This is a genomic window from Enterobacter sp. BIDMC 26 (assembly GCF_000534435.1).
Taxonomy (GTDB): domain Bacteria; phylum Pseudomonadota; class Gammaproteobacteria; order Enterobacterales; family Enterobacteriaceae; genus Enterobacter; species Enterobacter ludwigii.
On record NZ_KI973182.1, the window covers coordinates 285,405 to 298,585 of the forward strand.

15 protein-coding genes and 1 pseudogene are annotated in these 13,181 nt (G+C 46.8%); 6 read left to right on the forward strand and 10 right to left on the reverse strand.

Translation table 11 applies throughout. From position 1 onward, the window contains the following. Positions 1 to 149: 149 nt before the first annotated feature. Positions 150 to 461 carry a hypothetical protein gene (locus tag L462_RS21915; RefSeq protein ID WP_032677600.1) on the reverse strand — a complete coding sequence of 104 codons (312 nt, stop codon included), beginning with the start codon at positions 459 to 461 and terminating at the stop codon, positions 150 to 152. Positions 462 to 782: 321 nt separating this feature from the next. Here L462_RS21915 and L462_RS21910 point away from each other — a divergent pair, with 321 nt between their 5' ends. The 3 genes from L462_RS21910 to L462_RS21900 all read left to right on the forward strand — a co-directional run bounded on the left by L462_RS21910 (position 783) and on the right by L462_RS21900 (position 3,044). Continuing rightward, positions 783 to 1,268: a GNAT family N-acetyltransferase gene (locus L462_RS21910; protein ID WP_050595727.1), complete on the forward strand. Its 486-nt coding sequence runs from the start codon at positions 783 to 785 to the stop codon at positions 1,266 to 1,268. Between the two features lie 206 nt (positions 1,269 to 1,474). Then, on the forward strand, positions 1,475 to 2,119 hold the full coding sequence (gene leuE, locus L462_RS21905) for a leucine efflux protein LeuE (RefSeq protein WP_014168997.1): 645 nt from the start codon (positions 1,475 to 1,477) through the stop codon (positions 2,117 to 2,119). Positions 2,120 to 2,366: 247 nt separating this feature from the next. Further along, complete coding sequence (locus L462_RS21900) at positions 2,367 to 3,044, forward strand: DUF1963 domain-containing protein (RefSeq protein WP_032677601.1); 678 nt, start codon at positions 2,367 to 2,369, stop codon at positions 3,042 to 3,044. A gap of 141 nt (positions 3,045 to 3,185) precedes the next feature. Here L462_RS21900 and L462_RS21895 read toward each other — a convergent pair whose 3' ends face one another. The 4 genes from L462_RS21895 to L462_RS21880 form a co-directional block, all read right to left on the reverse strand. Continuing rightward, positions 3,186 to 4,061 (reverse strand): AraC family transcriptional regulator, encoded by an 876-nt coding sequence (locus L462_RS21895; protein WP_020885047.1) that lies wholly within the window; start codon positions 4,059 to 4,061, stop codon positions 3,186 to 3,188. A gap of 309 nt (positions 4,062 to 4,370) precedes the next feature. After that, positions 4,371 to 5,108, reverse strand: a complete 738-nt coding sequence (locus tag L462_RS21890) for a metallophosphoesterase (RefSeq protein WP_025204744.1) — start codon at positions 5,106 to 5,108, stop codon at positions 4,371 to 4,373. Positions 5,109 to 5,405: 297 nt separating this feature from the next. Next, a complete protein-coding gene (locus L462_RS21885) occupies positions 5,406 to 5,912 on the reverse strand; it encodes a P-loop nucleotide/nucleoside kinase family protein (RefSeq protein ID WP_032677602.1) in 507 nt (168 codons plus the stop codon). A gap of 268 nt (positions 5,913 to 6,180) precedes the next feature. Beyond that, the gene (locus L462_RS21880; RefSeq protein ID WP_032677603.1) at positions 6,181 to 7,056 is read right to left on the reverse strand and encodes a LysR family transcriptional regulator; all 876 of its coding nucleotides are present in this window, start codon (positions 7,054 to 7,056) and stop codon (positions 6,181 to 6,183) included. A gap of 128 nt (positions 7,057 to 7,184) precedes the next feature. On the opposite strand from L462_RS21880, the gene gstA reads away from it, so the two are divergent. Beyond that, a complete protein-coding gene (gene gstA / locus L462_RS21875) occupies positions 7,185 to 7,790 on the forward strand; it encodes a glutathione transferase GstA (RefSeq protein ID WP_032677604.1) in 606 nt (201 codons plus the stop codon). Positions 7,791 to 8,122: 332 nt separating this feature from the next. Here the strand turns inward: gstA and L462_RS21870 are convergent, their stop codons facing one another. Both L462_RS21870 and L462_RS0123280 read right to left on the reverse strand, forming a co-directional pair. Next, positions 8,123 to 8,902 (reverse strand): SDR family oxidoreductase, encoded by a 780-nt coding sequence (locus tag L462_RS21870; protein WP_032677605.1) that lies wholly within the window; start codon positions 8,900 to 8,902, stop codon positions 8,123 to 8,125. After that, entirely contained in the window at positions 8,902 to 9,228 is a 327-nt protein-coding gene (locus L462_RS0123280; RefSeq protein ID WP_032677606.1) for a nuclear transport factor 2 family protein, read from the reverse strand. Before L462_RS0123280 ends, L462_RS21870 begins: the two co-directional genes overlap by 1 nt. A gap of 89 nt (positions 9,229 to 9,317) precedes the next feature. On the opposite strand from L462_RS0123280, the gene L462_RS21865 reads away from it, so the two are divergent. Further along, entirely contained in the window at positions 9,318 to 9,644 is a 327-nt protein-coding gene (locus L462_RS21865) for a winged helix-turn-helix transcriptional regulator (protein ID WP_014169010.1), read from the forward strand. A 108-nt stretch (positions 9,645 to 9,752) separates the two neighbouring features. Here L462_RS21865 and L462_RS21860 read toward each other — a convergent pair whose 3' ends face one another. Then, positions 9,753 to 10,058 carry a chorismate mutase gene (locus L462_RS21860; RefSeq protein WP_032677607.1) on the reverse strand — a complete coding sequence of 102 codons (306 nt, stop codon included), beginning with the start codon at positions 10,056 to 10,058 and terminating at the stop codon, positions 9,753 to 9,755. 283 nt (positions 10,059 to 10,341) lie between these two features. Here L462_RS21860 and L462_RS21855 point away from each other — a divergent pair. After that, positions 10,342 to 11,278 (forward strand): annotated as a pseudogene (locus L462_RS21855) (ATP-grasp fold amidoligase family protein). On the opposite strand, the gene L462_RS21850 reads toward L462_RS21855, so the two are convergent. Continuing rightward, positions 11,266 to 12,336, reverse strand: coding sequence for an ATP-binding protein (locus tag L462_RS21850; RefSeq protein ID WP_032677609.1), 1,071 nt, complete (start codon positions 12,334 to 12,336; stop codon positions 11,266 to 11,268). The pseudogene L462_RS21855 and the gene L462_RS21850 sit on opposite strands and share 13 nt — an antisense overlap. Next, complete coding sequence (locus tag L462_RS21845) at positions 12,333 to 13,037, reverse strand: response regulator (RefSeq protein WP_032677610.1); 705 nt, start codon at positions 13,035 to 13,037, stop codon at positions 12,333 to 12,335. The genes L462_RS21850 and L462_RS21845 overlap by 4 nt, the downstream gene beginning before the upstream one ends. Positions 13,038 to 13,181 lie beyond the last annotated feature (144 nt).

Here is a 13,181-nt window from a genome sequence, read left to right on the forward strand (position 1 = left end):
GAACAGTCTTCGCACGGAGCAGCATGTTGATACCAAATGAAACAGACTGCTCTGTGCTCTAAGTGGATGCGTTGAGTCAATATGGGGGTTATGGCAAATCAGGGATTACGACAATTCAGGGATACCGACAGGATACCCGGAAGATGACATTAAAGCGGTGAAATTGTCTCAACAACATGCTGGAAAACGTAAGGGTCAGAAAGTAGCTTAAATTCTTCATCATCCGGGTAAGTGACTGCCACATGATAGTTTTCTCCAGCAAATGCCTTCACTGACTGCAGATCCTGCCAGTAAGTTGCCAGAAAGAAATGCTCCCAACTTCCCTGCGTTTCTCTGCGAACGAACGCGCCTTTGTTCCCCGATATGCTCCTGGAATGCTCTACCCCTGTTTTTTCAAGGTGTTTTGCAAAACCTTCCGCATGTTCAAGCGGAACACATCCATGCCAGGTCCTTACAATCATTAGTGTTCTCTCTTTAAGGATGGTGAGGGTATAACCATATCATCAGAAAGCACCTCATGGTGTGATTAACGAAGAACGCTATCTCGCACATCGATTTATCGGACATTCTTCACCTTGCTTCAGACTGAATCTCATGACCATGATAAATTTAGGTCACTTCCGTTTTTCGCTCACAGTTGCATCCAGCCGCTGTGTACCGCTAGCGGCAAACATCAGTGCTCTGAGGAGGGAAGCGCTGCAGCGCTCTTTGTTGAGATAGCTCCCTCACTTCGGTTTTCCTTACGCTATGATAAATCATTATATTTTGCTCAAGGGCCATACATGAACATCTCCATCTGCAGACCAGACGAATATGATGATTTGGCTGATATTTTTATCGAAATGGAAACCTACTATAACCAGACGCTTTGCCTGTCCAGGCGTGATATGTCCGTGTATCTGAGGGATAAGATCTTTGCAGCCGACTCCGGTACCGAAGTTCACAAAGTGGTTTGTGATGGAGTTATCGCTGCGTTCTCATGTGTATCAGTAACGTACCCCTCTCCGCGATTTAGTGGGCAAATGTTTATCAAAGAGCTTTTTGTCTCTGCACCTTTCAGAAGGGCTGGAATTGGGAGAGGGCTGATGAGTTTTATAGCCAGTCGTGCTATAGAACGCGGGTGCTTTCAGCTCGACTGGTTATCTGTGACAGCAGACCCACTGGCGCAGACGTTTTATGAGTCTCTCGGTGCTCAGATTATCAGGAGCGTTAACTATCATCGGATTTCAGGCCCATCAATAGATAATCTTGCCCGTCGTGCCAACTGAAGCATTCAGGCAAAGATACTCCCCGTTGAAAAACATATCATTATGGAAGGTCCGCTTCTCATTCATAGCGGACCTTCTGCTCCGTTAGTTTGGCCGCTTTATGCCAGCAGCGGACGTAGGCTGAATTGAAAGTAGCCATGATGTGTTTTCATTATGACCGGTTACGTTAGAATAGCCTCGTTGAAAACGATAGAGCTGGAGTAAAAATGTTTGCTGATTTTGGTATCGTGAATTTCTGGACGTATCTACTTGGTGCGACACTGATAGTCCTTGCCCCCGGCCCTGAGACCATGTTCGTGATTAAAACAAGCATTACGAGCGGCATCAAACGAGGCTTTGCTGCAATATTTTCCATTCTCATGAGTGACGTACTTCTGGTTCTGCTGGCATGGTGTGGGCTGGCCGCGGTTATAAGCTCAACTCCTGCCTTGTTTAACGCCATCAAATACGCAGGTGCTGCCTATCTTTTCTATCTCGGTGTCCAGACGATACGCGCTATCTTTAAGCCAGCTCTCGAAACGAGTCAGGAAAATAAATCTTCAGCTGATGCTAAGGAGATCATCGGGCGCGGAATGCTGGTTACTCTACTGAATCCAAAGACGCTGCTGTTCTATATCTCTTTCTTCGCCCAGTTCATCAATGTTCAGGCTGAACACTCCTGGATGGCGTTTATCATTCTTGCTGCAGTAATGTTCGCAATTACTCTCGTTTATTTCGGTTTCCTCGTTTTCTGCGGCTCTTATCTGCTCAGCCGTCTGAAAGGCAACCGTAGGTTATCAACCATTGGAAACGCGCTGGTAGGTATGTTCTTCATTGGATTTGCAGCGCGACTCGCAAGCGCAACTTCCTGACAAGACAGCTAAACCGCCTCACGGCGGTTTTTTTTACGTTCTTACGCTGGATGGGACGGCCGCTCTTCGCTCACAGCGGACTTTATGCTCCGTTAGTTTGGCCGCTTTGTGTCAGGAGCGGACCTCCGTTACTATTCTGAAGAGGAAGCACAGAAATATTTAGGTCTGTTGGGTAATAATTACGATATATAATAAAAACTCCTCCATTTCAGAATCCAAGAGTATGGGCATACGCAAGGATGCAATTATGAAATCCAAGAGTGCGTTAGTTTTAGAAGAACTCAGATCCAAATTACGTACTGCATCTGTGGCACAAGTCGGTGGTTTCCGCCCTACAGCAGACCCAATTACATCCTGGTTTTTAAAAGGAGTCGCTCTTCCAGGTGAAGGGTTGCCAGTTTGGAAGGGGCAGCCGATGTTTCCGCTTCTCCAGATTCGCGTAGATGAGCTTCCCGTGATTCCTGAACAACTGAAGGGGATCGCGCTCTTAGTGCTTTATCATAATATGGAAAGCCATCCATTTGATAAACCTCATGGCGAGGGGTGGCTAATACGAGAATACGCAACTCTTGATGGGCTTGAGTTATTGCCTGCAATTAATACTCCATATCGAGCATTTCCGGTTCGGTGGGTGAGTGTCAATGATGATGCTCCGGGATGGGAGGATGCTTGGGATATTATTGACTTGTCTGACGTAAACGATGATGAGGATGCAAGTAATAGATTCTATGATGGTTTTAACCGGTACAGGGGAACCAAGGTTGGAGGATATCCAATGGAGATACAACATGGTGTGGGGATTCAAGATTTTGTCTTTCAAGTGGGGTCAGAAGAAAAAGTAAACTGGATGTGGGCGGACAATGGTATCGGCTACTTTCACAAATCCCCAGAGGGACTTTGGACGTTTTCATGTCAGTTTTACTAGAAACTCAACGTCCTCTTATCGCTCACAGCGGACCTTCTGCTCCGTTAGTTTGGCCGCTTTGTGCCAGGAGTGGACGTTGCAAATATCACGGTTTTAATTGATGGGGAGCAGGTCAACGATGAACAATAACCCTGAATCAGCTCATTTTAACGGCAAATATATATCCGTGAGTAATTCATGTTCTGCTACCTCATGCACAAAGTTGTGGTAATGAAAGAAAAGCGGGAAGTCGCGAAGTTCCTCTCCGCTCTCTGGCAACCAGTCACGATACAGAGACTTAGCCAACCCGGTTAACGCATCATGCGATCCCTGATGACGTAACACCGCACAGCGACCAGCCGGAATGTCACTATTTATCACCCCGAAGCGATTGTCTTCAATAATGGGTGACGTGACGGTTCCGCAAATATGGAACTCAAATTCATCCGGCGGCGTTAAGGTTGGATCGTGTGGTGCAATACCGTATGTCTGGCTACTGGCAACCGGTGAAAAACCCGTGGTTTTTCGCCATTCAATAAAGCGAGCCGCCGTTTCGTTTATTCGCTCCGGTTGTCCATAATGTGTCAGCATTGCGACTGACGTCGCGGGGAAAGTAATGATCCTGACCTGGCTTTGCATGGTTTGTCTCCTGGCTTTGTAAGGTTCGGATATGCGCTTATGCCAATCCACCCAGGGGGGCTGCTGGCGGAATTGCGTCGGTGATAGACCGAACATTTGTCTGAAAGCACGGCTAAATGATTCAGAATGCTGGAAACCGGCGTCGTACGCGATATCAGTGATTTTCTCTAACGGATTAAAAGCCAGTCGATAAGATGCGCGTTTTAAGCGCATCATCTGGATGTAACGGCCAGGTGGCATCCCACAATAACTACAAAACTGACGATGGAAATGAAATGGCGAGAAGTGAGCCACTTCACTCAGTTTTTCCAGTAATAAAGCGTCATCGAGATGGTGGTCAATATAATCAAAGACCTGTTTAAAGCGTCTGGCGTAACTATCAGTTTTATTATCACACATGACTTCCTCCGTGCTGCTTAATATGCTCGAAGGCGATTCAGTTTGCCTGACCGATCTTGCTCAATGACGTACAAAGGGGAGCATTTCCAGGTGGCTATCTTTCGAACCTTTGACTTGCTCCCCATTGCTCAAGACTCTCGATGTCAATATGCATGCCGAACTTCCACTGTTCGCTCACAGCGGACTTTATGCTCGGTGAGTTCGCCCGCTCTGTGCCAAAAGCAGGCATTTCTCCTTCGCAACCATTATGTATTAATCACTGGGGGTCAGGTCGTTTTCTATGAGGTCTATGCATTTTCTGAATGCCAGTTAAACGCAAACGTGATGACTGGTAAGAGAGTTACTGACGTAGCGGTGAATCATCAACGCTGGCGGGTCATTTGCAGGAGGAGCGTTTACTGTTCCAAACCAGACAGGATTAGCCGGGCAGACGGAGCCACAAATGTAGGCAGGTATGTCCGCAAATGTACCAGCTATTGGTCTATGGACATGGCCTGTAGAAATGGCGAGTAGTCTGGTCGGGGAGCGTCTTATCAAATCTTCCATCTCAGTTAGACCTCTGCACATAGTTTCGTCTAGCGTTGGTATGCCAGATGCAAATACATGATGGTGCAAAAACAGCAATGAAGGAGGGCTGTCTGCGTCGCTAAATTGATTATCCAACCATTCCAGATGGTCAGTCACACTGCCGTAATCCTTATAATTAACCGTCGAATCCAGACCAATCAGGCGAATGCCACCGGTATTATGAATTAAGTGCAGGGCTTCTCCTTGGGCATCGTGCGCCCATCTATTTTCATCCCAAACAGAACGCATCAGACTGCGGTCGTCTGAGTTACCCGGCAGGATATACGAAGGGTAATTTTGCTGATTCAGGCGGTCAGCTATCTGTACATAACCTTCCTGCCAATACCCATCCGTTAGATCACCTGTAAGTACCAGTACGTCCGGTTGCAGATGCGTAAGCCAATTTAATATCTGGTCGAACCGAAACAGATGATCATTCTCGGGTGAGGCGTGAATGTCTGAAACCTGCGCTATCAGCATAAAGGCCTCATACGATTATTGTGTGGGGAACAAGATCGTGATACATGGCCATAAATCCGGTTTCAAATTTCATTTTTTCACCACTATGGCAACAATGGACAGATTAATTAGGATCGGTAATTCAAAAGTTACGCTGAATCAAACTGGCTCCGAAGGCGGTCGGGAATTCACAGTAAATCGCTAAGTTTAATTTCTAATGCTCAGAGCCAATGTTAGCAGGGATGCGTAAGGTCCGCTCCTCGCTCACAGCGGACCTTGCGGCTCTTATGCCAGTCCGCTTTGTGCAGAAAGGTAAATTCAGCTGTATTCAATAATATCAAACCCTTCATCAGCCGTTGGCTCTGCGAAAAAGCGCGTTATGGTTTCAAATTGTTGATCTGAGGCTGTAAATTCATGCATTCCTTCTGCATTACGGGCGCGCAAGCGGGATTTACATACTTCATCAGTAACTTTCAGGTAATGCAGCCTGTTACTGGCACCTGACTCCTTAATGATGCTCATCATCCATTCACGATTGGTTTGTGTGTTTGCCGGAAAATCCAGAACTACGGATAGACCCGCTTTGAGTAGCGACACCAGATGAGGCTTCATAGCGTTTCTGAGTTTTGAAGAATACTGCACATAATCAGCTATGGATTGCATTTCATTGGCAAAGAGGGCAGCCAGCCAATAATCTTCACTGACAATTATGGTGCCGGGTAATGCACCTAACTTTGCTGACAATGTGGATTTGCCTGATGCAATTTTCCCACATAACAAGTGCAAAGTGGGTTTTTCTGACGTTGTTACTGAAGCGATATCCATTATTTACCTCACGGGATTTTTACCGGTAAGGCCCGCCTTACCGGCGGGAAAATGGCGAACGTTATCCCACCTGAGTCAGACAGGTGATAATAATCATTGAATGGAATAGGACAGAGTGTGTTTTCATTGTCATTCAAGTTAACAGGGCCTGAATGCAAAATCAGCAATTTTTTCCCTTATACATTGAATGTCCACTCCAGTGAGTTTGGCTGCTTTGTGTCAGAAACGGACATTTAACAAGGCGCTGAATTGAATAACACCAGCTGGCTCATCTTCGCTTACGTAGCGCATTAAGTAGCGTCTGCGTTGCATCGGAAGACGCTCCAGATGACGAACAAACCAGCCCAAATTCCCGGTGTATAGCAGGCGTCAAAGGCGCCACACACAGGTTGCGCAGCGTCTCCGGCAGGGCTGATTCAGGTACAAGGGCGACGCCCATCTCTTCCCCGACCAGCTTACAGGCGCTAATCCAGTCGCGTACTGTCACGCGTATATCAGAAAGTTGCAAACCAGCCATTTCCATCAGGCTTTTTCCATTAACGACACATCCGCCTGTCGCCAGAATAAAGGGCTGGTCTGCCAGCGCCTTTAGCGTTATGCCATAAGCCCTGGCATGATGTGCCAGCTGATGTTTAGCTGGTATTACCGCGACCCATGCATCCTGTCCTAATATAACCTCTGCACGCCCGGGACCGGGATTCATGACCACCCCAAGTTCTACGGTATCGGCGGCAAGCCACTCCTCGACTTCCTCGTCCGAGCCTTCCAGGACAACGATTTCAATACCCGGATGCAGGCGCTTAACGTCGCGAAGAAGCCCTGGCAACAATGTGGACGTCACTGAGGGAAAACTGGCCAGGCGAATGCGCCCTCGGTGTAAGTCTCGGCTCTTATCAGCCAGTATGCGGATGGCATTCAGCTGCAAAAGCATGTTTCGTGCATTTTCAATAACCTGCTCACCCAGCGCGGTAATACCGATATACCGTCGCTCACGCGTAAATACCGGAAATCCAAGCGAAGCTTCTAGCTGGGCGATGGCCTGGCTGGCACCTGACTGAGTCATTCCTATCTCTTCTGCGGCGCGCGAGATGTTACCGGCATCCGCGACGGCCACCAGCAGGCGCCAGTGTAAAAGATTCATCATGATTATCAGTAGCTCAGCTAATGGTTGGATTCTATATCATTAATTTTACAGCGAAATACGCGTCAAATACAGTGAGTTCAGAATTGCTTCGAATTTCTCGATGGCTTTACACATTTAACGGAGACAACATGAAACTCTATTACGCCCCGGATACCTGTTCGTTATCACCGCACATTGTGCTGCGCGAACTGGAAATTGAATTTGAACTGGTGAAGGTTAACAACAAAAGCAAGCTCACTGCTGATGGTCGCGACTTCCGCACCATTAACCCTAAAGGTTATGTCGCTGCACTTGAATTGGATAATGGGCAGATACTCACTGAGGGGCCAGCCATTGTGCAGTACCTCGCCGATCTTAAACCAGAATATGGCCTGGCACCGCGCGCGGACAGTTGGGCTCGGGTGCGTCTGCAGGAATGGCTTAACTTTATCACTAGCGAAATACACGCTGGCTCGGCACCGCTGTTCAACCCCGCGCTGCCCGAGGACATCAAAGCGATTTTTCAGGATAAGCTCTTCCGACAGTTCGATTTACTCCAGGCGAGGCTCGACGAAAACACCTATCTGACTGGCTCATCCTTCAGCGTAGCGGATGCCTACCTTTTTACTGTACTGGGTTGGTGTAAATTCTTCTCAATCCAACTGGAACGCTGGCCAGCGCTACCGGCGTACATGGAAAAAATAAATGCCCGACCTGCTGTACAGGCTGCATTACTGGCTGAAGCGTCTCAGTAGGGTAGGTAATCGCTTATTGCTGGACACAGCATGTTGAGTGTCTGCAAAGAGGTCGTCTGCCCTTTGTTCTACGCGGGCCTGAAGTTGCGCGTAGCGTTCTGCTCCGTAGCATGAGCTGACGCTGAAACCAATTCCCGGCGGCATTCACTGCTGCTTTCGTTTCATTATGGACTCAACGCCGCGCGACTTTTTGCCTTAATCTATGCCTCAAGTCAGACCTTGCGGCTCTTATATCAGGCCGCTTTATACCCTAAGCGGCCGTTACGCCTGGCCACTCGTTTGTCGTGAGGAAACGTAAAGGCTCAAAATAATGCACTGTTTCAGATATAAAATTATACCGTCGGGACAGTACCGCCATCGATCACATATTCCGTACCGGTAATAGTGGCAGCACAGGATGACGCGAGGAAGACGATAAGGTTCGCCACTTCGATGGGCTTTGAGGGACGGCCCAGCGGAATTCCACCGAGTGCATTCATGATGATCTGCTTACCGCCCTCGTAGTCCGTTCCTGCCTGCTGAGCAAGTCGTTCCGCCATCGCGACCGATGCTTCGGTTTCTACCCAGCCAGGCGCCACACGCACCACCCGAATTCCCTTAGGGGACACTTCTTTTGACAGGCTTTTGCTGTACGCCGACAGTGCCGCTTTGGCCGCCGCATATCCGGTGGTCGATTCCGGTAACGGCAGTTCACGCTGAATAGAGGTGACGTGGATGATCACCCCATCCTGTTGCGCCAGCATCCCTGGCAACAACGCGCGATCTAAGCGTACCGCAGGCAACAGATTAAGATTGAGCTCCTGTTGCCATTCCTCTTCCCCAAGGGCTGCAAACCCACCGCCGGGAGCGGTAGAACCGCCTGCTACGTGGATGATGATATCGACGCCGCCCAGGTATTTCTGAACGGCGTCCACGACTAAATTACATCCCTGGATGGTGGTCAGATCCGCCGCCACGAAAGCGTCTGCGGCAGATTCTGCGGGCTCGTGACGCGCGGTGGTTAGCACCGTTGCCCCTTGCTGTTTTAAAAGGCGGACAACTGCTTTGCCGATCCCTTTGGTCCCTGCGGTAACCAGAACACGTCTGCCCTGTAAATCAAGATCCATCAGCATCAGATTATCTCCAGAGTCGCAATCTTGTCGCCAGCGAGGCCGAAAGTATGTGTAAGCATCACGGGGCTACCGGGAAAATTACCGACAACGTTCGAGGTGACTATTACCCGATCGCCTTCCGTGAGAACTTCAATGGGATGAGCGCTATAGTCGAACGCAGCCCGCGCCGCGCGTTGCCACGCTTCGATTGCCGCGTGCCCCCGATGGGTTTTACCTTCATCGAACACGACGGCATTGAGGGTAAAACAGCGCTTAACGCTGGCAATATCGGCACCATTGCCGATCGCAAAATAGGTTGAAATAGCTTGCGGTAGAGATAATGACATGGCCCTTACTCCCGTTATTTACAGTACGGGAATTTTTAACATAGACTTTAAAATTGACAAGTACGCACAAAAAAGTGAGCAACTGAATTATGAGTAAGTTATATAGCCCTGAAACCGCCGCAAGCGGCGTGGAACAAGTTCTGCGAATGCTGGAAGGTCGCTGGAAACTCATTATTCTGTTTCATCTTTTCGACGGAAAGGTGCAACGCTATTCTGATTTTGAAAAACTGATCCCCGAAATTTCGCAGAAGATGCTGGCACAACAGCTGCGACAGCTGGAGGCCGACGGCATTGTGTCACGTAGGGTATATCCCCAGGTTCCACCGAAAGTCGAATATCGGCTCACTGAGTGGGGGCAGGCGCTGTGTCCGGCTCTCGATGCGATGCTGAAATGGGCAGAAAAACGCGAGGTTTAGGTGCTCGGGTACATTTTTGTTTATGATCGAAAATTGTTGATGTTCATCCCTTGCTGATAGCAGACCTTGCGGCTCTTATTTCGGTCCGCTTTGTGCCGGGAGTGGACATTAATCAAGCTCAGATTTTTTCTTCCGCAGTTGGTCGTGTTGCTCGAGTTCATAATCGATAAACGCTCCAATCATAGTCCGATAGATTTTTTCGATAATCACTTCGGGAAGTCCTGCTTCAGTGGCCTGTTTATGTACCTTGTCGATCACCTGCTGGACGCGGTCTGGCGCGCGGACGGCTGAGTGGTCAACTTTGAACGTTGCTGCAGCTTTAACACATTCGCTGCGTTGCGCGATTATCTTCACCAGTTTACTGTCAATTTCATCGATTCGTTTTCTAACGTCTTCAATTGATGAAAAATTCATATTCGGTCCACCTGACTAGTGCATGAGATTGACAGGATACACACATCTTCTATTCATTGCAGTATCAAATTTAGAAAATCCTTGTAAGAGGGAGAGAAATATTAAGTAAAAATATCCAGAAACTCGAGGCTCTGGGTAGTGTGTTGAATTTGTGAGTCGGAAGACCCTCCCTTCTCTCATAGTAGGCCTTGCGGCCCTTATGTCGGTCCATATACTCTCCATAATCTGCGAAACATAAATCAATAATCCTCTGTCAGAATTATTTAACTGAAACGGAGGAGAGATGAATAAAATAACTTATCACATTAAATACTTCGAGTATTTATTAAGAAAGTGCAAGACGATTTTATCCGGGGATATTGCATTCCATGCGGCCAGGTTAAATAAAATTTCAGGGGTTTATCCAGATTTACTTAACCCTTTAACGCTTAATGAGAAGATTTGTCATCGTCTTATATTTGAACGCAACCCATTTTATACAATGCTAGCGGATAAAATTGCTGTCAGGGAGTATGTGGCTAGAAACACTCGTTTAGTTAACATTGTTCCGGTGATTGGTGTATATAACCGTGTTGAAGATATTGATTTCGACAGGCTACCTGGCAAATTCGTCTTGAAGTGCAGCCATGATAGCGGTAGTGCAATCATATGCACAGACAGGGAAAGTTTTGAACCTGAGAAGATTTTAAATAAATTAAAGTTGGCCCTTAAAAAGAATATGTATTACACAACCAGGGAGTGGCAATATAAAAATATCTCACCTGTTGTAATCTGTGAAATGTATGTGGATTTATTTTCCAGTAACAATAAGAGTGTCACTCCAGAAATGTTAAGAATACATTGCTTTCATGGTGTGGCTTGTTCCATTGAAGCTGATTTTACCGATGAAAAGGGCCGAGGATTCATCAATGTATATGATAGATCGTGGCATTTACAACCCTTTCAAATGGAATACCCGAATACACCCACTCCGGTTGATGAACCCGAGTCATTCCATAAATCCATAATTGCTGCCCAGCAGTTAGCGAAAGAAATCGACTATTGTCGTGTCGATCTGATGCTAAAAGGGCAAGATATCTATTTTAGCGAAATAACGTTAAGTCCTAAAAGAGGAAAACTGAAAATTACCCCAGCGATATGGGATACAAAACTTGGGGGGATGTGGGATCTGTCGTTGACTAAAAACAGGCTCAATTGAGCCTGTGTATCAATCCCTTTGAACAGGCCATGAAAGCCTGAAAACTGAACCGTTTTCTCGTGTTAAGCTGTAGCTGACGTCTCCACCATGGGCACGCATAATGGCTTTAACAACCGATAGTCCTAATCCACAACCCTCAGGATTAATTTTTTTTGCTTGTTCTCCTCGCTGAAAAGGCTGGAATAAGGTCTTCTGGAGGTCTTCAGGGATCCCCGGACCTTTATCCTGAACGATTATAAAATTATCGCTTCCCATGATACCATTATTAACTAAAAGCGTTTTCGATGTGGAATATTTTAAGGCATTATCAAAAAGGACAGTCAGGCACTGAATTATGCGTAAAGGATCGCAGACGCTACGCTGAGAGCTAAGTTTAGTTACTATTTTAAAATCTTTAGTTTCAAAGTCTGGTAAAAAGGTATCCAGCGTATTTGAAATTGTTGTCTTGAGATCGACCTCACTGAGCACCAAAGAATATCCGGCCCCGCCTGAAGAACTCACGACACGAAGGTCTTCTATTAAGTTAGTCAGCCCTTCAGTTTGTTTAAGGAGATTTTGGAATAGCGACGGCTCTGGTTCAAACACGCCGTCAACCAGTCCCTGAAGCCTCCCTCTCAAAATAGTCACTGGTGTCCGGAGCTCATGAGCGATTGCAGCATTCCATAAATTTCGCTGAGCATCCAGTGTCTGTAATTTTTCCGCCATTACATTGAAATCATTGACGAGTTTATTCATCTCGCCTAACTGAGAATTACTGCTAAACGCTCTTGCGCTAAGGTTTCCTTGAGAGATCTGTTTCAGACTGTATGCTACTTCATTCAAGGGTTTTAATATTCTTGCAGATAATTTTACGGTAAAAAAGAGTGAAACGACCAGACTGGTAACTGAAGCGATCAAGATCCACATCCAGTCAAGGAATGTCATGTTATCTTCATTACCTGCGTTAATCCCTCCCGGCAGATAATCAATTATGAAACTATAAAATAAGTAGGAGCCAAGTATGGCAATCGCAATAATGACGAAAGTTAATGACAACATATATGTCAATATCTGACGGCTCAGAATTGTTTCTTTGTTCATTTTTTGTCACCGAGCCGGTAGCCTAATCCTCTGATGCTTTCCGGAATGCCTTTTAGTCCGGCATGCTCAAGTTTTTTCCGGAGTTTACTCATATGACTGTCTACAGTGCGATCCAGCGAGTCGCCCTCTGGTAAACACGCATCGAGTAACTCCTCTCTTGAGCACACTTTTCTCGGATTTCTGGCCAGATAGGTCAGAAGCTTAAACTCAGTCGTGGTAAGTACTGGCGTGGAAACCTCACCTTGCGTAGTGATTTCTACATAAAATTCATCGGGGTAAATTGTAAGAAAAGGCGTTCTTAAAGGACGTGAATGTGTAGCCTCTGCAATCGGTCTGGTTCTGCGAAGGACTGCTTCAACTCTGGCAATAACCTCTGAAGGATTAAAGGGTTTTATCACATAGTCATCTGCCCCGAGCCGTAGACCCATCAGTTTATCAACGTCTTGATCCAGTGCCGTAACCATGATGACGGGTACATTCGTTTCCTTTCTTAACGTTGTGAGAACGTTCCAGCCATCGTACACGGGCAGGTGAATGTCCAATAGCAGGAGGTCAGGCTTGTGGAGACGGGTAAGATTGATCGCCTGTTCACCGTCTTCGGCTCTCATGGTTTTCATTCCTGCCTTATGTAAATAGCCTGTCAGTATGGCGGCGATGTCATCATCGTCTTCAGCAACGATGATCAGAGTGTTTTTATGCATATTTTTTCCACAGTACCGATGACAGCGTGTATTTTATCCTGAAATGCCTTTTTCCGTCATGCTAAAAGAGTGTTTGCTCAATTATAATCATCAAGGTTTTAAGCTAATTTATTTTGACAGATACTTTTTGAAAAAGTTCATCAG

Excerpts from the sequence above, each read along its gene's own strand:
- L462_RS21915 (WP_032677600.1), bottom strand. The coding sequence starts at position 461 with ATGATTGTAAGGACCTGGCATGGATGTGTTCCGCTTGAACATGCGGAA.
- L462_RS21910 (WP_050595727.1), top strand. The coding sequence starts at position 783 with ATGAACATCTCCATCTGCAGACCAGACGAATATGATGATTTGGCTGAT.
- leuE (WP_014168997.1), top strand. The coding sequence starts at position 1,475 with ATGTTTGCTGATTTTGGTATCGTGAATTTCTGGACGTATCTACTTGGT.
- L462_RS21900 (WP_032677601.1), top strand. The coding sequence starts at position 2,367 with ATGAAATCCAAGAGTGCGTTAGTTTTAGAAGAACTCAGATCCAAATTA.
- L462_RS21895 (WP_020885047.1), bottom strand. The coding sequence starts at position 4,061 with ATGTGTGATAATAAAACTGATAGTTACGCCAGACGCTTTAAACAGGTC.
- L462_RS21890 (WP_025204744.1), bottom strand. The coding sequence starts at position 5,108 with ATGCTGATAGCGCAGGTTTCAGACATTCACGCCTCACCCGAGAATGAT.
- L462_RS21885 (WP_032677602.1), bottom strand. The coding sequence starts at position 5,912 with ATGGATATCGCTTCAGTAACAACGTCAGAAAAACCCACTTTGCACTTG.
- L462_RS21880 (WP_032677603.1), bottom strand. The coding sequence starts at position 7,056 with ATGATGAATCTTTTACACTGGCGCCTGCTGGTGGCCGTCGCGGATGCC.
- gstA (WP_032677604.1), top strand. The coding sequence starts at position 7,185 with ATGAAACTCTATTACGCCCCGGATACCTGTTCGTTATCACCGCACATT.
- L462_RS21870 (WP_032677605.1), bottom strand. The coding sequence starts at position 8,902 with ATGCTGATGGATCTTGATTTACAGGGCAGACGTGTTCTGGTTACCGCA.
- L462_RS0123280 (WP_032677606.1), bottom strand. The coding sequence starts at position 9,228 with ATGTCATTATCTCTACCGCAAGCTATTTCAACCTATTTTGCGATCGGC.
- L462_RS21865 (WP_014169010.1), top strand. The coding sequence starts at position 9,318 with ATGAGTAAGTTATATAGCCCTGAAACCGCCGCAAGCGGCGTGGAACAA.
- L462_RS21860 (WP_032677607.1), bottom strand. The coding sequence starts at position 10,058 with ATGAATTTTTCATCAATTGAAGACGTTAGAAAACGAATCGATGAAATT.
- L462_RS21850 (WP_032677609.1), bottom strand. The coding sequence starts at position 12,336 with ATGAACAAAGAAACAATTCTGAGCCGTCAGATATTGACATATATGTTG.
- L462_RS21845 (WP_032677610.1), bottom strand. The coding sequence starts at position 13,037 with ATGCATAAAAACACTCTGATCATCGTTGCTGAAGACGATGATGACATC.